Source organism: Lacrimispora xylanolytica (genome assembly GCF_026723765.1).
In the GTDB taxonomy this organism is placed as follows: Bacteria; Bacillota; Clostridia; order Lachnospirales; family Lachnospiraceae; genus Lacrimispora; species Lacrimispora xylanolytica.
The window spans coordinates 1,519,909-1,542,481 of the sequence record NZ_CP113524.1 but is presented as its reverse complement, the minus strand read 5'-3'; the positions used below and the strand labels follow the sequence as shown (position 1 = coordinate 1,542,481).

Genomic DNA, 22,573 nt, shown 5'->3' with positions numbered 1-22,573 from the left:
ATATGGGCTTTTTATTGCAAGCTGATTTATTTTTTTAATCTTATGTATATTATATCGACCGGTACCCCGTATTTCAACAGGGAAAAAAGAGGAATATTTTGTCATTTATTGTATTATTTTGGAAAATGGTTACAAATCCTGGTTTTTTTCAATAAAAATGGTCTCTCATAAAATATTCTGTATTTTTTAAGGAACAATTTAATTGATTCCATTTCCTCTTTTTTCCAGTTTCTTCTTATTTAAATAGTATCTTTTCTTTAGCCTGTCCATGCCCACACCAGTTATCGTATCTGCACAATACATTTCTCTCAGTATAAAAACTGCTGCAATGAAGGGATATCCCCCACTTGCAGCAGTTTTTGTTAAAGTGCATCAATGTTACAATCAGTCTCAAACTATTCCACCATAAAATCAGATACCCCAATATTTTTAAGCGTAATAATAGGTTTGCACCAGTAAGACTTGCAACAAGTTTCAACCATTCTTATTTTTAAGATATAAAAGCCTTCATATGGTACTGTGAATTCAAACTCTCCCCAGCAGTTAATGGGAATCCAATACAATAAAGTATCCGTATCGTCACATCTCTTATATAGCTTCACATCCCATTGATGAGACTTATTGCATCCACAGCCCCAGATACATCCTTTTATAATGCAAGGTTTGATCAAGCATTCCTCGCAAACAGGGCATTCCGGACAAGCGGGACACTCTGGGCAGGCGGGACATTCCGGACAAGTCGGACAGACTGGACAGGGCTCTGGGGTCGGGCATTCCGGACAAGCCGGACAGACTGGACAAGGCTCTGGTTTTGGACATTCCGGACAAGCGGGGCAAGGTTTCGGTGCCGGGCACTCTGGACAAGGCTCTGGTTTAGGGCAGTCCGGACAAGAGGGGCAGGGCTCTGGGGTCGGACACGGTTTGGGTGTCGGACAGTCGGGACATGGGGTAGGCGCAGGGCATGGAACAGGGGCAGGGCAGGGAACAGGAGCAGGACAGGTTGGGCATGTAGGACATGGAGCTGGCTGTTCGGGGGCTGGCTGTTCGGGAGCTGGTGATACAGCCTGACAATTCACTCTCCCGGCAAAGGGATAAAAATGAAATTCAAACCCACTGTTTGCATTGACCGCAAAGGATCCTAATGCCGCATTGCCGCTTACATGACCTCCCGTTGGGTGGGCGTGGAACATGGCCTGAGGTGCCAAAATGCTACCCCAGAAATCAGAAGATTTCTCCATATAAATATTTGTCGCATCCTCGAACACATACAATGTATTACGCGCCTTACTGCTCTCTCCGTAAAGACCGTATTGCAGATGTGCATTGGGACCTGTTCTCAGCCTTACAATTACAGTACTTCCCTGAGGAACTTCAGCACGCAATCCTTTGTTAATCAAACCATTGGGCCTAACATCCACAAGAAATACATTCTGAACAGGATCATTTCCCCGTAAAATCCATTCATAATTATTATCTATGACGGAACCATTGGGAGTTAATGCTTCAATACAGCTTTTATAGTATCCAATGCTCTCTTTTGCATCGCCAAAGAACTTCTGTAAATTGGCATTTACTCTGCTTGCAGGAATAAACCTTGGAACATCATAGCTGGGAACCACATAATGATCTCCTTTATCTGTAGGGGTCCAGTATTGGCTGCCCCCATTGGCCTGATATAATTCCTTTAATCTCGGTATCCCATCTGTGGTGCCATCTTTTCCTATTAAGTAGGTACTTCCATTGCCTGCACGGAATCCACCGCCGACAACTACGTGGCCAATAACAACCAGAGGTTTCGTCATTGATACGTTACCGCCAACTAAAAAACGTACCAAATCCGGGGAGTAACCGATTTCTTTGAAACGGCTGTCTCTGGCAAAGCCAACGCTTAAGCCTCTTGGGCTGTAAAAACTTCCGCCAATTGCCACAGGTCCCTCAATATCCACTATGTTATTGGCATCATTAAATACAATAACATTAAACCCGGAGGCAGGACCAAAAGGCTGGCCTTCTACATTAAACCAGTTTATATTATCATAAGGTAGACCAGTGGTTACCATGGTTTCATTTGTGTAACTGTTATTATCCATATGAACTCCTGAAAACTGCCTGAAATGCAACTCATTTTTATTCTTAGTTCAGTTTATTCGTATGAAAATGGTTCTGTGCGATTTTCTATTCAATTGGACATAAGTTTATGAAATTTTTTTCACATTATAACATGGAAACCTCTTCTATATGGTTAAAATCTTCCGTTTATAAAACTTTTTTTCTTGTCAACCTTGTCTATAACGTACCATTTCTTGTCCCTTCAAAAATCAACAGTTTGGCTGATTTAACCGGTTGATTATTAGTTTAAAACATGATTAGTGCCTGGCATAATCCTGATAGGATGAGCAATCCAAAGATGGCCCAAAAGATCCTTAGAAATATCCTGACAATTATTTTTAATATTTGTTTCAATTATATATCCTCCCTGCTGCTATGTTAGATGTTACAATTGCTTTTGATCATCATAGCAGACAAACTATGCCATAAGAATGTCAGGGTTTTGAGCGATGGTAAAAAAATACCGCCAGAGAGCTTTACACTCCTGACGGTATTACGTGCCTATCCATTTGTATTTTATGAAATGCCTGTTTCATAGGGAGACTTCATATGTTCTTCTCCCCATTGATACAGCAGCTCCAGAATTGGTATCATTGTCTTCCCTTCCTCTGTCAGAGAATATTCCACACGCGGAGGTACTTCATTGTATTGCTCTCTATGTATCAGGTTACTGGCTTCCAGCTCTTTCAGCTGGGTACTTAATGTTTTATGTGCAATCGGTTGCAGCTCTCCACGTAACTTGTTATATCGCACAATGCCTGCCTGATAGATTGTCCACAGAATAATCCACTTCCATTTTCCCTCTACAACTGACATGGCATAGTACATTGGACAATTTCCATAATGGGTATTAAAGTCTGACATGCTTCCTCCATGCTCACTAATTTGTTAGTATCTAACAATATAGTGCATTCTTTTTTCTTTTAATAAAAGGATATATAATTTAGCTATAAAAATCAAGGAGGAATTTAATATGAAAGTGATAGGTATCAATGGAAGTCCCAGAAATAATCACAATACTGCAACTCTTCTAAAAAAGGCTCTGGAGGGCGCACAATCAAACGGGGCTGAAACAGAGCTGATTAATCTGTATGATTTAAACTATAAAGGCTGTATCAGCTGCTTTGCCTGTAAACTTAAGGATGGAAAAAGCTACGGCACCTGCGCTTTAAAGGATGATTTAAACCCAGTACTAAAGAAAATCCAGCAGGCTGACGCCATTATCCTGGGCTCTCCCATTTACTTTTACGATATCACAGGGGAGATGCATTCCTTTTTAGAGCGATTGGCCTACCCTTATATTACATATACGGAAGGCTACAAATCTATATTTGGGCGAAATATAAAAACTGCATTTATATACACCATGAATATGACTGCTGAGCAAATGGAGGAAATGGGCTTTCGCTCCACCTTAAGCTGTAATGAAAGCTACATGGAAAGAGCCTTTGGCCATTGTGAATCATTATTTTCCTATGATACTTACCAGTTTAATGATTATGATAAGTACGTGGCTACCGTTTTCGATAAACATGAAAAAGCCAAGGTTAGAGAAAATCAGTTTCCAAAGGACTGCAAAAAGGCTTTTGACATGGGGCAGCGTTTTGCCGAACAGTTAGATTCCATTTAAAGCTTATATTTGCTTAAAGTAACAGAGCTTTAATATTTCTCATATATTTTTTTTGCTAATACTTTAATCTCTTCCACAAAATAATCTGGTTTTAAGAGCGTTACCTGTTCCGGATGGCACAAAACTAATTTACTTATTTCATCTTTGTGTTCCGTCCGGATCATCAGATGCAGGGTATCCTTTAAATACTTGATCTCAGCATCTTGAAGATAAAAGTCTTCTTTAATAATCCGATAAAGAGCAGGGTCAAGAATCAATTCGTAGGTATCCAACTTAAACTTATCTTTTTGAGGCGCAGGCAGTTGACTGTCCCTATAGCGATTTTCTTCCTTCAGGCAGGTAATTGATATAATTCGGTCAAGTCTGAAGGTTCGCTTTTCCTTCCTTAGATGACAGTAACCATTCAAATACCACCCTCCTTCTCCAAACAACAGCTTGGTAGGAGAAAACTGACGGAGCTCTGTTGTGTTCCTCTCCGGATGATAATAGCTTATTTGCAGATCACAGGATCTCCAAAACGCCTCTAATATAGGTTCTAATACGTCCTCCACATAACCTTTAGGCATAATTCGAATTAAGTCAAACTCGATGCGGGAGATAACCTCTAAGGCTTGTTTCTTCTCATCTTCTGACAGAACATTAATCAGCTTACCGCTTAGCAGATTATAATCGGTTGTCATGTTGGGGACACGAAGTTCTTCCCCTGCTTTTAACACCATTAACAGCATTAAAATTTCCCTCTCACTAAGCTTAATGCTGGGAAAGAAATAAGAAGAATCTATTTCATAGCCACCGCCCAGGCCCTCATGGGAAATGATTGGAACACGCAGCTGGCTAAGTGCATCAATATCTCTGTATATCGTTCGCTCACTCACTTCAAAGTAAGCAGCCAGCTCATTGGCCGTCATTTTTTTCCGGGCTCTTAGTAAATGTACAATTCCATTTTGTCTCTCTGTTTTCTTCATAAAATTATCTCAATTCATTATGGTGTTCAAACGATCCCAGCAGAATCGAAGGCAAAGCATCTACAGTATCTAATTCCATCATATCATATTACTGCTTTTAAAGAAATCATTAGTTCGTCTATAGGAAGAGGGATATTTGTACCTAACCTTTCATAATTATCTCAGCCGGAACCCTTAATTCATGATTTGACTCATACATGTCCCATATTTCATTCATATGGTCATCTGCCTTTATAGATAGTTCTGCTATGGTATCAAGAAGTAGTAAATCCTGTTCTGTTAATTCCTCATCCTTTTTATCAATGAGACGCCACGGCTTCCAGTCAAGCCCCTTACTTATTCTAACAAGATAGGGAACCGTTTCTATCTTGTTAAGTGCAGCAAAGTCTCTTAACAACTGTCCCCGCACAAACCAAAGACCATGCAGGGAATGAATCCCCCATTCCGGCTTAATTGGACAACCAATTCCAAAACGATTTTCTTCTATTTTCCCGTCCCTGCAAAGCTTCCAGGCCAGACCTGCGGGAATAAACTCATCAGACATAAGGTCTCGAGGATTGAAGTTTTTATTTCTTTGCACCGACCATTCTATAATCATGCTTTCCTGAAACGGATCAAGTTGAGGATCTGTCATAATCCATCTGTTTCCATGCCAATATTCGCATATCCAGTGGTCTTCATATTGACCATTCCAGCCGAAATACGCTGCAAAACCGCAACGACTTCTTGCAGGGATTCCTTTTGCACGGAGCATCGCACATGTTAACGTAGCAAATTCCCTGCAACATGCGATTACACGGTTTCGTGGAGGGCGTGGTATGGAAAAATTGCTTGTGTCCAGCTCAAGAGCTTTGTCCAGTATATCTTCCATATAAGCCGTTTTTTGTCCATATTCATGTGACTTAATATAATCTTCCCCATACATACTAACCCAGGAATCATGTAGGAGAAGCCCCTGAACCACCTGGCATATTGCATTGGGATTATCCGTTAGCCAATCAGTGAAATACTTATATTTATCTAAACGTGTAATCAGACCTGGCTCTTTATAATAGTTCAAAATATCTGACATTTTACCTCCATTCTATTCCCGGATCGGTATTAGAAGCTGAAATCTATAGAATTCAGGGTCATAGAACATATGGTTATAAACTTCAATTGTATCGTAGTCCTCTATACTATAACCCAAGCTCTTTGCATAGCCAAAGGCTCCGGCATAAGCGTCTGGCACACTGATAGAATCTGGAACAGAAGCAGAAAAAAAGCAGTGGGGCTTTATGTACCTTTTAATCATACCTTCCGGTATCATGGTCACCTTGTCAACGCCAATTGCTGCCATATATTTTAATGATTCTGTATTGCAGAATTCATGTTCGCATATGCCGTACATGACGTTTGACCTTGATGCTTCTTCTATTTCCTCCACCCTCTCTAAAAAATCATTCCATAGCCTGCCGACAGCCCCATCACTATCCCACTGCCGGGCCTGTCTTTCCATTCCTATAACATAAAAACCGATTGAGTGTAATATGCTAAATTTCATTTGTTGACTATCTGATATTGATTCCCCACTCAGCACTTCTTTTCTTTTTAGTGGTGGTACGCCTTTACTGTTACGGTACTTAATTGGAGTAATTCCATATATTCTTCGAAATGCTCGTGTAAATACATCATGAGATTCAAATCCGTAGTTATAAGCAATTTCAGCAATAGGCTGATCGTTTTCTATTAACTGACTGGCTGCCATAGACAACCTGCATCTTAAGATATAGGCATATACCGTATCCCCTGTAAGACTTTTAAAAAGTCTATAAAAATGAGGTACGGAAAATCCTGCTGCATTAGATATGTCATAAAGGTTTAGATTTTTTGTTATATTGCTATCAATGTAATCCAATGCTTTTTGCAGACACTGGCTATTATGCATCTTCTCACCTCCCTATAAAAAAATTATAGCACTTTTTTATAAACCTATCTCGATGAATCTTATCATATTTAAGGAAAAAACATGAAGCAAAACATCTAATAACAAAGAGCCCACTGATTTATTCAGCAGGCCCTTTGCAGCTTCTTATGATTCTATTTTCTCACGCCGTCCTGATCAACCTCGTAGCCGTCTATTTTAGTGTTCTTTGCTAAGGAACCATCGGCATTAAAATAATAATATTTCCCTTCTATTGTAAACCATTTTCCAGATACCGCGATACCGTCCTTATAATACATGCTTTGTCCAGCATCGTTTATAGCCCAGCCCCTTGCGGTAGCTGAATGAATGGTCAATTTTACATAACGATGCAGCATAGCAGAAACTAAAGCACGGGTGGCATTCCCTTTCGGGTTGAATTGATTGCCAGCTTCACCCATTATAATGCCAGCCTGCTGCATGGCTTTTACAGAGTCTTTATAAGAGGTGCTAATGTTAGAAGCATCGGAATAAGCTACTGCATCACGATTCAGAGGCAGGCTATAACCTGTGGCTTTGGCATAGTTTGCTAATAGAACTGCCATTTCTTCACGGGTAACAGTACTGTCCGGTGCAAACTGCTCTCTTTCGTTTGACAGAATGATTCCCTTATTCTTTGCCCATTCTATAGCAGATATAGATGCATCTAATCCTGCAAGCCTTCCAAGAGCTGTTATCACGGCTCCCTTTGTTACGGTCTTATCCGGATCAAAGGTAGTTGCTGAAGTTCCCTCCAGAAGTCTTCTTCCTACCACATAATCAATGGAATCTTTCGCCCAATGAAGTGAAGTGTCCGTTATCATAGCAGCTGGCTCTTCATAGCTGATTCCATATACGGAGAAATGATTGGTGGTAAAAATGATACTTTTTGTATTAACATCATAGGCAGATCCAGGAACACGGCTAACATTTCCCTTGCTGTCTACATAAACGGCATATAAGTGTCCAACCATTTCATTGCTTTGGGGAGTATACGGAATACTTACATAAACTGTACCGTTTCCAAAATCTGTCACATTTCCCGTTCCACTCTCATAGCTGGCTTTGAAATCAAATGCCGGGCGGCCACCAATGGCATCCTTTGCTGTTTTTAAAAGACTTGAGCTGTCTATTTTAGTTGCAATTATCTGCACATCCCCATTGGCCTGACGGTAGATTTCCTCAATTGCTGTATGGTTCATTCCAACTACAATATCAGGACTTTCAATCGTTAGCTCTACACCGGAAATTTTATTATTTAAAATCTGCTGCTGTGTTGTTTTAGGGAGATTTATAGTAATTTCCTTGGCATCTGTTCCATCTGCGGAAACACGGATTGCCACAGTTACCTCACCTGCGTTTACTCCTCTTCTTAAAGCTTCTGCGTTGGCATTTACGATGGCATCTGTAATATTTTTATCCGTCACCGTTGTACTTGCATTTCCCTTATTATCTATGATAGCTTTATTTTCTGCTGATCCGGTAACAGGTGCCGTTGGTTTGGTCTGGGAGCTGGAAGAACTTCCTCCCTTGCTTCCTTCAGAGCTTTTATTTGGTGTTGGAAGTTTTATTATGATAGCTTCTGACTCCTCACCAGCATCATAGAGATCATTGCCTTTCAGGCGCAATACATAGGTGCCTGCAAAAAGTCCTGTAATCTCTCCCAATTCGTTGGAGTTGACTGTTACATAAGACCCACCATCTTTTTTATATTCATATGTTTGATTCGCTAGAAGACCTGTGATTTTACCGTCATTACCTCCAATGGCAGTTACGTCACTTTTATTTAAGCCTTTTGGTGCTGGTTGTACTCCTTTGTTCACGGTTAGTACACCTGTCACCTTTTGCCCTGACTGATGGGTGTCTGTTTCTGAGGTTACAAGTCCAATATGAATAGTTCCTGCTTTTGTAACTGTAAGCCGGTTTCCTGTAATGCTCCCTTCTCCTGTACCGCCTTTTTCCACTGTATATGTGGGAGGGCCTGCATTGTTATCTAACGAAAATAGTCCTTCGATTGCAGTAAGATCAATGTCTTCTCCAGGATAAGCAACTGTCGCTGTGCCTCCTGCATTGTTAACAGGAAATTGGGATTTTAATACCCTAATATCAGTAGCCTGTCTGGCATCGTCAAAAATATAACTATAAAATGACCCATCATTATGAGTTATGGACACATTTTTTGTATATGTATCTTCCACCTTTTGAAAAGCAGCCACACCATTTTCTATTATCCCATTTACCGAAGAAACGGCAAGAGATTTTCCATCTGAATTACTCACTTCTCCTGAGCTTGCATATACAGTACCACCTGAAAATGACACCGTTCCCTCAGAATAAATGCCGCAGCTAAGCATTGTTGCATTTTGTCCAATTGCATTTACTTCTCCTCCCTGAAGAAATACACCCTGAGAGCTTTCACTGCCGCCGCTATAAATACCATAGTTACGCCAAGAGCCACGGAAACCTTCGGTGGTTATGATACCACCCTGAATAGTAACAGAAGAAACGCTTCCAATTCCTGCACTTGGGTAATTAGAATTAGTAGAAAAACCGCCCGTCACATTTAATATGCCGTTAAATCCTCTGATTGTCAGATTCCCATCTCCATAGATGCCAAAGCTGCCAGAAAATCCTTCATAGATACTTTTTACAGTGTTGTTACTGCCATTCTCCAGTAAAACAACAGCATTGTCAGGAAGACTAATGGCATAGGCATCGTAAGTTTTCAGGTTTATACCATTCAGTAACAGTGTATTATCCCCATAGGAACCGGTGGCTGTTCGATACCATTTCCAGCCTTCGGAGGTATCAGTAATGTTTTCTTTCGTCGGATCCTTACTCACCAGGCTGCCATTGACATCTCGGTATTTTATTTCACTATCCAGTAAATTCAGGGGCTCTTTACGCAGTCCAGCTTTTACAATATCAAACTTTGCCTGATCATTGGAAGTTACCGTCAGGCTGCTTTCACTCATTACTTTATCTGCAGGAATCGTGATTTCCATGACATCGTCAGACACTTCACCTGGAGTTCCAGAAAATATAATGCTCACAACTGATTCCGAATCCAGACTTTTCACCTTTGCTGTAACGCCCATCGGCAAGAAGCTAAACCAGTCAGATACGTCTTCTCCTTCCTCTATCTGTGAATATACATCATTTGTCAGGGAAATTGTTATCGTACTATCCTCTGAAAGGGGAGTTCCAGTTATACCTGACACCGTTTTGTCAGCTACCAAAGCCGATGGTATTGATATCATACCATTTACAAACATGACGTCAGTGGCCCGAAGGATGGAACCTCCACTTTGATAAGTTAGAATATAAGTTCCTATGTCTCTCATCACAGGTAGATCGTAATCATCCCCCGAGTTGTGATATGTTTTTATATCTGGGTTCATATTCTTTAAAAAGGCTGAATTTATATCAGAGATATTAGAACCATAAACTTTACTAAATACAGTTCCACTCTCTAATGAAAATAATCCTGTTACAAACAAACCGATACTTCCTAAAGCGCTAGCATTCCCAGCTGTAATGAATAGTTTCCCGTTCCCTGCTATGGTAAGATTGCCAACGACATCAATACCATAGGCATAACCTTCATTCGCCGTACTAATTATATTTTCACTTTTATTAGCAAGTACGATGGTGCTTCCAGAGGGAAGCTCAAGAGCAGTCTGATCATGTGTCTCTAAATCTATTCCATCAAGTACCAATGTTTTTGCTGAATAGCCTAGCGCCTCATTTTCATAGCGATACCATGCCCAGCCTTCACTGGTATTGACAATATCATTGTCCAAAGGATTACCAGTAACCGCATCACCATTTTTATCTTGATAATCTATATTTGCACTATTAAAATTAAGACCAGCTGTACGCTTTACAATGCTGGTTTGTTCATTTTCAACTGATATTAAATCTCCATACTCTGCTAAGTTATTCATGGCTTTATATGCTGCTACACTATCTTTTGTGGGAACATAGATATGTTTCAGCGCTGTACACGAATAAAATAAAGACTTATCTATGAATGTTGGGGGCGTTTCTCCAAGAAATGTTACTTCTTTCAGAGCAGTACAGTCTGCAAATGCATAATTGCCCATGCTAGTTACAGAAGCAGGTATATGAACATTAACTAATTTTGTACAACCTACAAAAGCTCCAATGCCAAGGCTAATCAATGAATTAGGCATTTGTATTTGTTCCAAAACAGTACAATAGCCGAATGATTGACTACCAATACTTGTAACTGATTCTGCAATTTCAACTTCTGTTAAGTTTGTACAATTGAAAAAGGTAAAGTCATCTATTCTAGTCACACCGCTTTTTATCACAACTCTTTTTATATCTTCATTATAAGCCCAATCCATCATGTAGACATCACTTTCAATGGTTAGCACTCCGTCCTCGAGAGTCCATCCATCACCAGTTTCTGGCTGCTTTCCAGCTAAATTATTCCCCTTTGCATTCAAAGAACCTGACAAAACTGAACCATCTACTGTCACAGTAATCTCAGGAATCTGTAACCCATCTGCCAATGTGTAATCACTCAAAAGCTCTGGCGTTAAAAGATAATCCCTCTCCTGCTCGCCATCATACTCTGGCTCTGAATGCCAGGTCACTGGAATGGAAACCTCATATTCTTTTAGTTGTCCAGTATCGTACTCCTGTTCTTCTTCCAAAAATTCATTATACTTGTTACTTGCAAAACTTGGAGTTGCTTCTGTCAGCTCCTCCTCTGGCTGATAAGGATTACCATTATCTGTCGGTGCAAGCATTGTTGCCCATAATGTATCCGGTAGATTCAATTCTTCCATTGAGGTACCTAAGGGTACTGTTTGTTTTTTTAAATCCTTTTCCAATGGTTGAAATGAGATTATCTCTCCGCCTTTTTCTGTTGAGAGTGGATATCCCAGCACATTCCATGGCGTCGTTCCCAGCACCATGACAATGGACAAGGTCATTGCCATGACCCGCTGGGAAGTTTTGTCTTTTTTCATATCTGTTCCTCCTTATAAATGGCGGTTTTCTTGGCCGTAAATAACAGCCAGTATCCTTTTAACATACATGCAACATTATACAGCACGCCAATCAACAAAGAATAAACAGACAGGTCAATAAAATCAAATACGGATACCATCTAAAATATCTGTGAAACCTTATCCACTGTGTTTACATTTTTCATATAAATTACTTTTTACATAGTGAATGCATTCAAAACCTCATATCAAAATTCAAATATGTAAAGGAGATTAATTATGGCAACTAACTCATTAGGAACAAAAGGTGCGGATATAATAAAGAAATCTGAAGGCTTTAGTTTGAAATTTTATGGTGATCCAAAAGGATATCCAACCGTTGGTTGGGGACATTTAATTACAAAAAGTAAAGTATATACAAAAAATAAAACTGGTGATCCAAAGGACTCTCTGCTGACACAAAAAGAAGCAGATGCATTATCAAAGTCTCTTGGCTTAGATTATACCTCTCCAATTACGCAGAAGAAAGCAGATGCTTTTTTCACCAGTGATACAAAGAGTGCGGTTGATGCAGTAAATAATCTAACACTTCCATCCGGCTCTTCTTTTTCCCAGGAACAATTCGATGCTCTCGTCTCATTAACATTTAATGCAGGCTCTGGAGTATTAAAGACCAACGATGTTGTTACCATGCTAAAAGATCCCAAAATATATCCAACCTACACAAAAAAACTTTCAACAACGGAAAGTGATAACTGCTCTAAATTAGTGAGCAAGGCATTCTCTTATGACAAAAATTTAAAAACCAGAAGAGATAAAGAGGCAACTTTATTTTGTACAGATATGAAATACACACATAAGTATCCTGTGTATAGTTTGTAATCATCAAAATCATAGAGGAAAGATCAGTCATTTGGCTGGCCTTTCCTCTTTTGATATCTTACAATTTAATTATGCTCTCTACTCTGCCACTCTTTTAAGTTCAAATACCGTTGCTTCTAATACCAGAAGCAGTCTGGTATTATTTACATCCAGGAAGCTTATAGGAATAGCAAGGCCCGTAGATGGGTCAGATACACTCAATACCTTTATCTGGTCATTCATATTTAAACTTGGTAAATCAATCTTATCTACTCTATAAAAAGAATCTGCATTATAATGAATTTCTCTGATTTGATAGACCGGGTTTTCCATCTTAAATTGATACGCACTATAAGCTTCAAATCCCTTTGATGAAAAAATATCTTTATCAACGGTAATCTGATCACCTATGACCTTTTGCCCTGTTGGATATTCCGATGCATCATTATAAGAATCTGCAAATCCCAATAATTTTTCTATCTCCCAGGTTCCATAGAAAAATTTCTCTGTTTCAGGATCCAGGTCTTTGCTTCCTATCATGGGTTCTGATGTATTAGTAGTCATATCCGATGATGTGCTTGCCTCCATTGAAGTTTCCAGCCCAGGCTTATTGTTTGACATTGAAGCACTGCTGCATCCGGCCACACTGGCAGATATCATAGATAATAATATTAGTATCATTGCTTTTCGTCTCATATTTTCCCTCCATATTACTTTCATCTTATCATGGAATCATGAGTGCCATAACAACGGAGTCAAAATACCTTCCATTAATGTAAGTTTCTCCTTTCAGAATCCCTTCTGTTTCAAAACCAAACTTCTCATATAAAGCAATTGCCACTGGATTATCTCTTCTTACAGTCAGACTGATTTTGGCAGTCTCCTTGTTGCTTTTACACCACTCAATTAAATAATCCATTAAGATAGAACCAATCCCCATATTACAATATTCTGCCTTTATAACAATGCCCAGTACGCCAACATGCTTACTTTTCATCCTCTTATTATTTGAGGATATGGTTCCTATTCCGACGATAGCTGAATTTACCATGGCAAGTATCATAAGGTTATTACGAGAGGCATTGATTTCCTTAATACTTGCTGATTGCTGTTCCTCTGTTACCTGATATTCTCCATCGCTAAAGCCTAAATAGGTTGTTTCTTTGCCAACCTGCTTATAGAACTCTATGATTTTTTTGGAATCTGTTTCTTCTGGAAGCCTTAGCTTTACCTCAATTCCATTCTTTGTCTTATCAATGATCATGTCCGCTCTCCCTTAATATTCTGGATGATAAAACTAATTTTTCACATCGTAAAAATTGGCGGGATTTTCAGTCATCATACCTATGATTACCTGCTTATCAATCCCATGTTCCGCACAATAAGGAATAAATTCATCAAAAATGGTCGTACAGGGGTGAGTTGTTAAGGATTCTTTCCCTTCCGAGTAAAAATCGTAATCCTGGGAAAGCAGTACTTTGTGTCCATAGTTAAGTGATATGATATTCTTTAATAATTCATACTTTACAGGACTTGTCCCCCTTCTTATACTGTCAATCCCCAACCACATTCCTTTTTCTGCTGCCAGTTTTATAATTACCTTATCAGCCTCCTTATCCGCATGAGCCCAGAGAAATTTATGGTAATCTGCGCCTTCTGCATCTAGTACCTGAATAACCTGGAGAACCATTTTTGCCTCCATGATGTGGCAATGTATGGGCAGACCAGTTTCCTTACTGGCCTTAACGGCTGCCACCAGCATCCCTTTATCTGCCATTGACAAATCTCCTTTATCTAACAACAGCTTTATATGTCCAGGACGAATGACTACCCCATCGATGGTATCCAGGCCATCCTTAAAGTCTTTGATCCAGCGGTTTGCCAGTTGTTCCTCAAACTGCATGGGAAATACGTCATAAAGCTTTTTTGTCATATTCCATCCGGTACAGGGGATGATGTGTATATCTGCCTGCTCGGATAGTAGTTTTAATAACCTGACATTTTGACCACCGATAGGAGGGGAAGCTTCTGCCACACTCATTCCACCTCTCGCTTTCATATCAAGTAGGATTGGCAAAATGTAATTCTTATCGGAAAGAATTTCCTCTTCCTTATACCTTTTATCAAGATACATGGTATTTGCATGAGACTCATCGTCTTCCCACTTCATATGTTCGTGTCCTAATGTAACTCCAAGCTGACTCTTATGAATTGGCCCTCTAACTGTATAAATCATATTACTTCCTCCCTGCTCTTTTCCTTCAGATTTATTTATGATATCTCTCATCATAACAAATAAACTCTGACATAAGTATGTCAGGGAAGTCACCTTTTTATTGCTACTTTCACGTGTTATGGTAAGCATAACACATAAAAAAAAGAGTTTCAATGAGAGTTCTCCAATGAAAAAAGCCAGGCTCTGAATACTGATAGAGCCTGACTGTACCTTTCCCCCCCTTTAATAAGTTATTTGCTGATCTCCCTTTTATAACACCATGTTGCAATCTCCGCAATCAGTGGCAGGGGCAGGGGCTTATCATAAGGAAATTGTATTGCACCTTTGCTGGTTTTAAATTCGGTCAATCGGTCTGCAAAATGCACGATTGCCTCTTCCCCGGGATACACCCCGATATGCTTTTTAAATGCTGCAAAATGGATGATATTATGTCCGCTCCAATAAGTAGGCATTCGCCAGGAAATTCGTTCCTGGGCTTCTGGCAAAGCAGTTCTTATGGTATTGCGAACCTGATGCAATAACGGCCAAACCGCCTCTGCCTGGGCACTGATATAGGCATCGATTGTTTTTTCTATTTCCTCACAAGTATGATTCTCGTTTTGACGTACAAATTCTTTTCCGCATGTTGGACATTTCCACATAGTTTCTTATCCTCTAAACTCAATCATTTCCCCGTCTGGCCCCTGAAAAACAACTCGTTTCCAGCCTGTTTCCTTTGGTGTTCTGGGCTCTGGAATATGTGGCTTTGTAATTACCGGAATGCCGGCCTCTTTTAGCCTTTGATAATCAGCTTCAAAATCATCGCTGATGAGGCAAAAATGATATCCCTTGTTCTCCTTACCATTTGTCCAGTGTTCAAATTCTAACACAGTATCACCTAATTGCAAGTAAACTACCTTTTCCAGATCAGATACTCCTGGAACATCGTGCTCATAATATTTTTTAAATCCAAAATGTTTTTCATAAAAGTCAATGGATTTTTCTCTGTCTTTTACAGATAACGCAACATGGTCTATTCTTGTAAACATAATATTGACCTCCTTTACTCTTTCCTGGTTTAGTATTCTTTCATTTAATCCATTTTACCCGTATTAATTTTAATTTGCAGTACGACCCAGTTATCCGAACTGGTATTATAGAATCCATGTTTCTCGCCACTAGGTGAGAAAATGACATCTTTTTCCTTTACAAGTACTTCTTTATCATCTATGGTAATGGTACCTTCACCAGAAACTACATAAAAGACCTCATCAATGTCAGAATGTTTATGATCCGGTGTGGTTTGACCTGGTGCATATAGCAAAAGTCCTGAGTCCAAATGCCCCTCTTTAAAAAGAGCCTTACGTGCACTTCTATCTGCTGCAAATTCAAGAATATCATTAATATTTATTTTTTCCATTTGGAAAACCTCCTATAAGTTTATTAGTATTTATGGGTATTTCTTTCTGTAGACTTACTATAATAAAGTTACAAACCTTTTGCAAGAAGGCACTTTTTTGTGTTATACTAACCATATGGTAAGTGAAACTGATCTTTTTTAGGAGTGAATAGAAATGCCTTGTGATAAATCATGCCCCATTGAGCATACTGTAAACTTAATCGGCCACAAATGGAAGGTGCTGATTCTGAGAAATCTGTTTAACAACGGCACACAACGTTTTATCGAACTAAGTAAAGGAATCAATGGCATCAGCCAAAAGATGCTGACGCAACAGCTTCGCCAGCTGGAGGCCGATGGAATCATTCAACGAAATGTGTATCCTGAAGTACCTCCAAAGGTAGAATATTCCCTTACGGAGCTTGGAAAATCCCTAAGTCCCATAATGGAAGAAATGAACATTTGGGGAAAAGAGCATATGAAGCTCATTGATCTCAAAAAGCAAAAAGAGGAATAGCTTTTCATGGATAAAGGGAATGCTGGTGTAGAAAATAACACCAGCATTCCCTTTGACTTATTCAAAATTAATATACAAGAATATCTTTAATACTTTAATCCAAATCCCACTGGAAACAACACTTTATCTGTTCTGATATCTTCTACCCGTGAGTAATATGGCATAGGTAAAGTTCCCTTAAAGCTGCTCTTTCCCGTAAGCACATTTGCTACGCCATTCCCTTCGCTTCCTGGAAGGTAACACATAACAATTCCATCCCACTGGTCCATATAATCAGTGATGATTACATTTCTTCCTGCTACAATTAAAGCCACGGTAGGGTGATTCAAGCTTTTAGCCAATTGGATTGCATCTGCATTGGTGCTGAGACCGGATTCTTTGGTAATACTGATACTGGTGCTGTCCCCTTTCCATTCAGCATAAGGCCTTTCTCCAAGACATAATAAGGTAAGATCAGCTTCTCCTGCCTTTTCCGGATCAGTGATAATCGTCAGATCATATTCTGCCGCCAGCTCATTTAAACCGTCCAGGATGGTTTTTCCTTCTGGTATCCACTTATGATTTCTGTTTCCTGCATCGGTGTTTCCAAGCCAGGTAATGGTCCAGCCGCCACACTGTACTCCCACGTCATTGGCTGCAAGCCCGGTTACAAATACCTTGGTTCCCTTTTTAATGGGCAGTATGGAATTATCGTTCTTTAATAAGACAAGGCTTTCTTCCACCAGTTTTCTCGCCAGATCCCGGTATTCCTTAGAACCTACGCTGCTCTCCTTTGTTGTTACCTTTTCCATCATAGGGTCATCTAAGATTCCCATCTCTTTCTTTACCGTCAGAATCCTTCTCACCGCATCGTCTACACGTTCTTTGGATATCTTGCCTTCATTGACTGCTTCAACAATATATTTCCGGCAATCCTCAAATTCGTCAGCCTCCATCAGCATATCAATTCCGGCATTGATTGCAGTAATGGTCTGATCCTTTCGATTATCACCGGGTATATTGTGGATTGAGTCCCAATCGCTTACGATAAAGCCTTTAAAATTCATTTCATTTTTAAGCATGGAGATATAGGTTTCATTGGCATGCATCTTAACTCCGTTTACACTGCTGTGGCTGATCATGATGGTCTTGACACCAGCATCAATTGCAGCTTGATACATCTTTAATAGCTCCTTAATCTCTCCGTCTGTCAGCTTGGCATCTCCACGATCGATGAGTCTTTTTTCACCGTCCAGTGTTTCCCCTGTTCCGTACAAGACATTTCCATCAGCAAAGAAATGCTTTGCACAGGGAAGAACTCCCCCATCCATTAACCCCCTGGCAAATGAAGTTCCAAGCTCCGTTACAATACCTGTTTCGGAGGAATAGCTTTCATAGGTGCGCCCCCATCTTGGGTCCATGGCAGTGGTTAAACAGGGAGAAAAGCTCCAAAGCATGCCTGTCAGTTTTGCTTCATCTGCTACAGCCAGGCCCATCTGGTACGTTAATTCTTTGTTATTGGCAGCACCAATACCAATGTTATGAGGGAATATGACCGCGCCTTCACAGGTATTGACCCCGTGAACCGCATCATTTCCATATATGTATGGGACGCCAGCTTCTGAATCCACCGCGTATTTTTGATATTTAAGAATCATGTTCTTCCACTCGTTGGCATTAAAGGAATTCTCACCAAAGGTAGAAAGTATGCTGCCGTAGCAGTTCTTTTTCATACTCTCATCTGATACATTGTAAATCGCCCCCTGTACCATCTGGGCGGCTTTTTGATCTAAGGTTAATCTGGCAAGAATATCGTCTACGGAAGTACTGTTTTCCTTGTTATCTGATGCAACAGCTGTGCTCTCTATCGTCGTTTCCCCAGAATTGACCTGCTTCCCGGCACACCCCGACAAAATAAGTGACAACATCAAAAATACCCCAATGAACCTACGCTTCATCCCTAATTTCCCCCTCATTATAATATGTTTCAGAAACCAAAAACCATTCCCCTTAAAATGGCGGAATAACTGTAACAATGTGATACCATTTCAAATATATTATTTCTTTCAGCCATGATACCCAATTACATTTTGAGATTCTAAAGCTTGTTTGATGACGCCTTATGATTCCACTGCATAGGCAATTAACCTACGGAACGATTCCTCAAAATGTTTATCGTCTTCCTGCGTTCTTTTTCTTGGACCGCTTATATGATGCTTTGATTTTGCCCTTCTTGCCGCTTTTGCCACATGCCGTTCCATTAATAGCTGGTCGATATTATCATTGGTAAACCATCTTCCAGACTGATGAATGGCATAAGCATTCTTTCCAAGCGCCATTGCCGCCACACCATAATCCTGTGTTACCACAATATCACCAGCCCTGCAAAGGTTTATCAGTGCAAAGTCCACGGCATCCGCTCCTGCCCCGATGATCTTTATCTCACTATAGTCAGACTGCAGTACATGATTGGTATCACACAGCAGACAAACTTCTATCTTATGATCCCTTGCTGCTCTTTCAACAATACCGACCACAGGACAGGCATCCGCATCCACGTATATTTTCATTCCCTCTTCCTCCTCATGTTTACAAAAATGAAACTGTTCCGCCTAAACAGGAATGAAATCTGCAAAAATGTCATTCATTTACTTCATCTGACTGGCCAGACGTGTTATATTATCTTCCGCCATATGTCTCTGGCTTTGACTGGAGCCGGTTATCTTTTTCATGATAAATTTCTCCAGGAAATTCATCTTATCATAATTGCATTCCCCGCCCAATGATTCTTTGGCGGCCGCAACAGACAACAGCTCCCTTGGAAAGGAGGCCTCAAGCTGCTTCTTTGCATCTTCCTCCTTTGCCATTCCACAGATAAAAAGCCCTAACCTTTTCTCTGTAAGGTCTTTTAAATTCTCCAAACAAAAGCGCGTCACGGGCTTTCTGATTTTCCCCGCATAAACAGAACCACCAATAATGACCTTATCATATTTTTTAAGATCCGGTTGACTGCTGCTTAAATCACAAAGTTCCACCTGATCACCAAGCGTTCTAGCCAGATGCTCGGCACATGTTTTTGTAAATCCGTATTTACTTGCATATGCAATTAATGTACTCATAATTAAAACCTCCATATTTAATATTTGCCTTTGGTTTCGTACTGTAGGATTTATAACTTAGATTACTTCGTCATGATGTGAGTTTTTATGAATTGTCTTGTTGATAAACTTGTAAATGAGAATGAAACATAAAATTTTCACTCTCATTTTAACATGTGTATATCTCATCAGCAAGTATCAATTATCCATAATTTAACAGAACTATTAAAAGTCTTATGCTTTTTTACCGACCATATAAAAAGTCCGGTACAGAAAAAACCTGTACCGAACCATAAAAAAATCATATACATTTTGCTTATCGTCCGCTTAAGAAATTCCCAATGCTTCCGCCAAGAGAGCTTTCCTCCCCTTGGGAAGGCATGGACTGGACAACACGAGCTGCCAGCCGGTTAAATGGCAGAGACTGAATCCACACCGTTCCAGGTCCGGAAAGCACTGCATAAAACAATCCTTCTCCGCCAAACAAAGCAGATCTCACGCCTTTTACCATCTGAATATCGTAGGTGACATCTTTTGTAAAGGCCACCAGGCAGCCAGTATCAATCCGAAGTCTTTCTCTTGGGGCTAACTGACGCTGTATCACGGTGCCGCCAGAATGAACGAAAGCCATACCATCGCCTTCCAGCTTTTGCAAAATAAAGCCTTCTCCTCCAAAAAAACCGGCCCCCAGCTTTTTCGTTAATTCTATTCCAATGGAAACGCCTTTGGCGGCGCATAGAAAACAATCCTTTTGGCAGATCAGCTCATTGCCATATTCAGATAAATCCATGGGGATAATTTTGCCTGGATATGGAGCAGCAAATGCGACCCTCTGCTTTCCATAGCCCTGATTGGTAAACAGCGTCATAAACAGGCTTTCCCCGGTCAAAAGACGTTTTCCTGCTCCCATGAGCTTCCCCATCAACCCGTTTGAACTGCTCTTATCTGAGCCATCTCCGAAAATCGTATCCAGGGAAATCCCCTCATCCATATACATCATGGCACCAGCTTCTGCAACTACACTCTCTCCTGGGTCCAGCTCAATCTCAGCTACCTGCATTTCATGACCGATAATCTCATAATCAATTTCGTGATTCATAAGTAATCCTCCTGCCTTCGCATTTCTTAAACTATTATTATGGATATATGAGGATACTATACGGCTTTAAAGCAACTCTATTTTATCAATAGTTCCACAGGGGAACTTAAGTCCCGATATGCTTTCATGGTAACCTCGATTATCATATATTCTATATCGGACGATAGTATTCTTTACTGTATACTCTTTCCCAAATTTTCTGCATCTGTTAAACTCTGTTTTCCTTCGATATCCCCCTTATTCAAAACCTCTGATTGAGTAATAATTCCACAGTCCTTCCACCCTAAGTATTGTATCATGGCTTTATATTGACTGATCGTTGGTTTTATTGTGTCGGTATTTGTATCTTCATAAACAGCCAGCAGTGCGGTAGATGTGATGGGCATTTCTTTGTAGGACGCAGCATACATTCTGTCAATGGCTGACTTTATATGAGCTGTCATTCCAAACCAATAAACCGGACTTGCAAACACCAGTATATCCGCGCGGTATAAAGCATTGTAAATTTCTTGCATGTCATCTTTTTGCACACATTCCCCAGGATGAGAATGGCAATATTTACAATCCATACAACCACTGATTTTCATTCTTCCTACATGAAAACTGGTTACAGTATTTCCACTATCCTTAGCTCCCTTTATAAATGCATTTGCTAAAAGTTCTGTATTCCCATTTTTTCTTGGGCTTCCATTCAGTAAAACAATTCGTTTTGCCATGATTAATTTCCCCCTTTTTTCAAGATATGAGACGCTGTAAAGTTCAACAGTTAAAGCAGCGTTGCTTTTTACCTCCCAACTGTGGTATCATACTAACATGATTTTTTTAATCAGTAAAATTGATTGTTTCTATTATTATTATCAATATATTCGATGAAAGGATTATGAGCATGGACGTACGTTTACTGAAAGCATTTGTAACAGTAGCCTCCCTTCATAACTTCACAAAGGCGGCGGAACAGCTTGGTTATGCCCAATCAACAATTACCTCTCAAATTCAGCTTTTGGAGAAAGAGTTGGGTGTGAGATTATTTGACCGATTAGGCAAAAAGGTTTCTCTCACTCCAGAAGGAGAACATTTTTTGACTGACGCAAGACAGCTGCTTTTTTCATGGGAAAAGGCAAAAGGCTCACTCTCTCATTCTAATTCTCCACATGGAATACTGACCATAGGGGTAAATGAATCGGTTTGCTCTGTGAAATTACCGAAGCTGTTAGAAGAATATCGCAGACAGTTTCCAGAGGTGGAATTTCATATTAAAATCGGTTCCACAGATGAATTGGAATTGTGGCTGAACGAAAACCAGATTGATGTGGCAGTCCTATTGGACAAACTCTGGAATGTTCCAGAGCTTACGGTTAAAATCTGCGAGGAAGAAATTTTGGGCTTTTTTGTTTCCCCAAATCACCCTCTAATAGACGTAAAACATATACTTCCCCATGACGTATCTGACCAGCCCATGCTTTTGGTTTCCCACAGCAGTTGCTGGAAGAATATTTTCCAGGCCGTCATGGAAGAAGCAAATGAATCATATAGAATTATGCTGAAAACAGCAAGTATTTCCGATTTAAAGCAATTTGCCATACTTGGCTTTGGAGTTGCAGTCTTACCGTTATACGCCGTTCGACAGGAACTGGAATCAGGTAAGCTTTCCATTCTTGACTGGAAAGGAAAAAAATTAGAACTATACGTTCAGGTGGTTCATCACAGAGACAAATGGCTCTCTCCCTCACTGGAGGCATTTTTAGACATATGCAAGAATGTGAATTGGTGATACACA

General features: G+C 40.0%; 21 protein-coding genes. 4 read left to right on the top strand and 17 right to left on the bottom strand.

The features are described 5' to 3' along the window. Positions 1-395: 395 nt before the first annotated feature. Entirely contained in the window at positions 396-2,090 is a 1,695-nt protein-coding gene (locus OW255_RS07350; protein WP_024836571.1) for a collagen-binding domain-containing protein, read from the bottom strand. Between the two features lie 535 nt (positions 2,091-2,625). Beyond that, a complete protein-coding gene (locus OW255_RS07345; protein ID WP_024836572.1) occupies positions 2,626-2,973 on the bottom strand; it encodes a winged helix-turn-helix transcriptional regulator in 348 nt (115 codons plus the stop codon). Between the two features lie 109 nt (positions 2,974-3,082). On the opposite strand from OW255_RS07345, the gene OW255_RS07340 reads away from it, so the two are divergent. Beyond that, entirely contained in the window at positions 3,083-3,739 is a 657-nt protein-coding gene (locus OW255_RS07340; RefSeq protein ID WP_024836573.1) for a flavodoxin family protein, read from the top strand. A gap of 29 nt (positions 3,740-3,768) precedes the next feature. Here the strand turns inward: OW255_RS07340 and OW255_RS07335 are convergent, their stop codons facing one another. The 4 genes from OW255_RS07335 to OW255_RS07320 form a co-directional block, all read right to left on the bottom strand. After that, on the bottom strand, positions 3,769-4,704 hold the full coding sequence (locus OW255_RS07335; protein ID WP_024836574.1) for a helix-turn-helix transcriptional regulator: 936 nt from the start codon (positions 4,702-4,704) through the stop codon (positions 3,769-3,771). Between the two features lie 142 nt (positions 4,705-4,846). Beyond that, positions 4,847-5,776 (bottom strand): transglutaminase-like domain-containing protein, encoded by a 930-nt coding sequence (locus tag OW255_RS07330; protein ID WP_268116184.1) that lies wholly within the window; start codon positions 5,774-5,776, stop codon positions 4,847-4,849. A gap of 12 nt (positions 5,777-5,788) precedes the next feature. Further along, a complete protein-coding gene (locus OW255_RS07325; protein WP_268116183.1) occupies positions 5,789-6,631 on the bottom strand; it encodes an AraC family transcriptional regulator in 843 nt (280 codons plus the stop codon). 152 nt (positions 6,632-6,783) lie between these two features. After that, positions 6,784-11,649 carry a leucine-rich repeat protein gene (locus OW255_RS07320; RefSeq protein WP_268116182.1) on the bottom strand — a complete coding sequence of 1,622 codons (4,866 nt, stop codon included), beginning with the start codon at positions 11,647-11,649 and terminating at the stop codon, positions 6,784-6,786. Positions 11,650-11,907: 258 nt separating this feature from the next. Here OW255_RS07320 and OW255_RS07315 point away from each other — a divergent pair, with 258 nt between their 5' ends. Then, positions 11,908-12,510 carry a lysozyme gene (locus OW255_RS07315; RefSeq protein ID WP_268116180.1) on the top strand — a complete coding sequence of 201 codons (603 nt, stop codon included), beginning with the start codon at positions 11,908-11,910 and terminating at the stop codon, positions 12,508-12,510. A 78-nt stretch (positions 12,511-12,588) separates the two neighbouring features. Here OW255_RS07315 and OW255_RS07310 read toward each other — a convergent pair whose 3' ends face one another. The 6 genes from OW255_RS07310 to OW255_RS07285 form a co-directional block, all read right to left on the bottom strand. After that, positions 12,589-13,185: a hypothetical protein gene (locus OW255_RS07310; protein ID WP_268116179.1), complete on the bottom strand. Its 597-nt coding sequence runs from the start codon at positions 13,183-13,185 to the stop codon at positions 12,589-12,591. A gap of 28 nt (positions 13,186-13,213) precedes the next feature. Continuing rightward, positions 13,214-13,753: a GNAT family N-acetyltransferase gene (locus tag OW255_RS07305; protein WP_268116177.1), complete on the bottom strand. Its 540-nt coding sequence runs from the start codon at positions 13,751-13,753 to the stop codon at positions 13,214-13,216. A gap of 33 nt (positions 13,754-13,786) precedes the next feature. After that, positions 13,787-14,725, bottom strand: coding sequence for a phosphotriesterase family protein (locus OW255_RS07300; protein WP_268116175.1), 939 nt, complete (start codon positions 14,723-14,725; stop codon positions 13,787-13,789). A gap of 230 nt (positions 14,726-14,955) precedes the next feature. Continuing rightward, the gene (locus OW255_RS07295) at positions 14,956-15,366 is read right to left on the bottom strand and encodes an iron chaperone (protein ID WP_268116174.1); all 411 of its coding nucleotides are present in this window, start codon (positions 15,364-15,366) and stop codon (positions 14,956-14,958) included. 6 nt (positions 15,367-15,372) lie between these two features. After that, the gene (locus tag OW255_RS07290; protein WP_024836581.1) at positions 15,373-15,753 is read right to left on the bottom strand and encodes a VOC family protein; all 381 of its coding nucleotides are present in this window, start codon (positions 15,751-15,753) and stop codon (positions 15,373-15,375) included. 44 nt (positions 15,754-15,797) lie between these two features. Further along, positions 15,798-16,124, bottom strand: a complete 327-nt coding sequence (locus tag OW255_RS07285) for a cupin domain-containing protein (protein ID WP_268116172.1) — start codon at positions 16,122-16,124, stop codon at positions 15,798-15,800. A 154-nt stretch (positions 16,125-16,278) separates the two neighbouring features. Here OW255_RS07285 and OW255_RS07280 point away from each other — a divergent pair, with 154 nt between their 5' ends. Further along, entirely contained in the window at positions 16,279-16,620 is a 342-nt protein-coding gene (locus OW255_RS07280) for a winged helix-turn-helix transcriptional regulator (RefSeq protein ID WP_024836583.1), read from the top strand. A gap of 86 nt (positions 16,621-16,706) precedes the next feature. Here OW255_RS07280 and OW255_RS07275 read toward each other — a convergent pair whose 3' ends face one another. The 5 genes from OW255_RS07275 to OW255_RS07255 form a co-directional block, all read right to left on the bottom strand. Further along, positions 16,707-18,557, bottom strand: coding sequence for a glycoside hydrolase family 3 protein (locus OW255_RS07275; protein ID WP_268116171.1), 1,851 nt, complete (start codon positions 18,555-18,557; stop codon positions 16,707-16,709). A gap of 162 nt (positions 18,558-18,719) precedes the next feature. Beyond that, positions 18,720-19,169 (bottom strand): YaiI/YqxD family protein, encoded by a 450-nt coding sequence (locus OW255_RS07270; protein ID WP_268116169.1) that lies wholly within the window; start codon positions 19,167-19,169, stop codon positions 18,720-18,722. 78 nt (positions 19,170-19,247) lie between these two features. Then, on the bottom strand, positions 19,248-19,718 hold the full coding sequence (locus OW255_RS07265) for a flavodoxin domain-containing protein (protein ID WP_268116168.1): 471 nt from the start codon (positions 19,716-19,718) through the stop codon (positions 19,248-19,250). A 295-nt stretch (positions 19,719-20,013) separates the two neighbouring features. Continuing rightward, positions 20,014-20,796, bottom strand: a complete 783-nt coding sequence (locus OW255_RS07260; RefSeq protein WP_268116167.1) for a TIGR00266 family protein — start codon at positions 20,794-20,796, stop codon at positions 20,014-20,016. Between the two features lie 173 nt (positions 20,797-20,969). Next, positions 20,970-21,512, bottom strand: coding sequence for a flavodoxin family protein (locus tag OW255_RS07255; protein WP_268116165.1), 543 nt, complete (start codon positions 21,510-21,512; stop codon positions 20,970-20,972). A gap of 170 nt (positions 21,513-21,682) precedes the next feature. Between OW255_RS07255 and OW255_RS07250 the strand changes: the two genes are divergently transcribed. Then, entirely contained in the window at positions 21,683-22,567 is an 885-nt protein-coding gene (locus OW255_RS07250) for a LysR family transcriptional regulator (RefSeq protein WP_268116164.1), read from the top strand. Positions 22,568-22,573: the final 6 nt, after the last annotated feature.

Coding starts and splice junctions, on each gene's coding strand:
- OW255_RS07350 (WP_024836571.1), bottom strand. CDS start 2,090: ATGGATAATAACAGTTACACAAATGAAACCATGGTAACCACTGGTCTA.
- OW255_RS07345 (WP_024836572.1), bottom strand. CDS start 2,973: ATGTCAGACTTTAATACCCATTATGGAAATTGTCCAATGTACTATGCC.
- OW255_RS07340 (WP_024836573.1), top strand. CDS start 3,083: ATGAAAGTGATAGGTATCAATGGAAGTCCCAGAAATAATCACAATACT.
- OW255_RS07335 (WP_024836574.1), bottom strand. CDS start 4,704: ATGAAGAAAACAGAGAGACAAAATGGAATTGTACATTTACTAAGAGCC.
- OW255_RS07330 (WP_268116184.1), bottom strand. CDS start 5,776: ATGTCAGATATTTTGAACTATTATAAAGAGCCAGGTCTGATTACACGT.
- OW255_RS07325 (WP_268116183.1), bottom strand. CDS start 6,631: ATGCATAATAGCCAGTGTCTGCAAAAAGCATTGGATTACATTGATAGC.
- OW255_RS07320 (WP_268116182.1), bottom strand. CDS start 11,649: ATGAAAAAAGACAAAACTTCCCAGCGGGTCATGGCAATGACCTTGTCC.
- OW255_RS07315 (WP_268116180.1), top strand. CDS start 11,908: ATGGCAACTAACTCATTAGGAACAAAAGGTGCGGATATAATAAAGAAA.
- OW255_RS07310 (WP_268116179.1), bottom strand. CDS start 13,185: ATGAGACGAAAAGCAATGATACTAATATTATTATCTATGATATCTGCC.
- OW255_RS07305 (WP_268116177.1), bottom strand. CDS start 13,753: ATGATCATTGATAAGACAAAGAATGGAATTGAGGTAAAGCTAAGGCTT.
- OW255_RS07300 (WP_268116175.1), bottom strand. CDS start 14,725: ATGATTTATACAGTTAGAGGGCCAATTCATAAGAGTCAGCTTGGAGTT.
- OW255_RS07295 (WP_268116174.1), bottom strand. CDS start 15,366: ATGTGGAAATGTCCAACATGCGGAAAAGAATTTGTACGTCAAAACGAG.
- OW255_RS07290 (WP_024836581.1), bottom strand. CDS start 15,753: ATGTTTACAAGAATAGACCATGTTGCGTTATCTGTAAAAGACAGAGAA.
- OW255_RS07285 (WP_268116172.1), bottom strand. CDS start 16,124: ATGGAAAAAATAAATATTAATGATATTCTTGAATTTGCAGCAGATAGA.
- OW255_RS07280 (WP_024836583.1), top strand. CDS start 16,279: ATGCCTTGTGATAAATCATGCCCCATTGAGCATACTGTAAACTTAATC.
- OW255_RS07275 (WP_268116171.1), bottom strand. CDS start 18,557: ATGAAGCGTAGGTTCATTGGGGTATTTTTGATGTTGTCACTTATTTTG.
- OW255_RS07270 (WP_268116169.1), bottom strand. CDS start 19,169: ATGAAAATATACGTGGATGCGGATGCCTGTCCTGTGGTCGGTATTGTT.
- OW255_RS07265 (WP_268116168.1), bottom strand. CDS start 19,718: ATGAGTACATTAATTGCATATGCAAGTAAATACGGATTTACAAAAACA.
- OW255_RS07260 (WP_268116167.1), bottom strand. CDS start 20,796: ATGAATCACGAAATTGATTATGAGATTATCGGTCATGAAATGCAGGTA.
- OW255_RS07255 (WP_268116165.1), bottom strand. CDS start 21,512: ATGGCAAAACGAATTGTTTTACTGAATGGAAGCCCAAGAAAAAATGGG.
- OW255_RS07250 (WP_268116164.1), top strand. CDS start 21,683: ATGGACGTACGTTTACTGAAAGCATTTGTAACAGTAGCCTCCCTTCAT.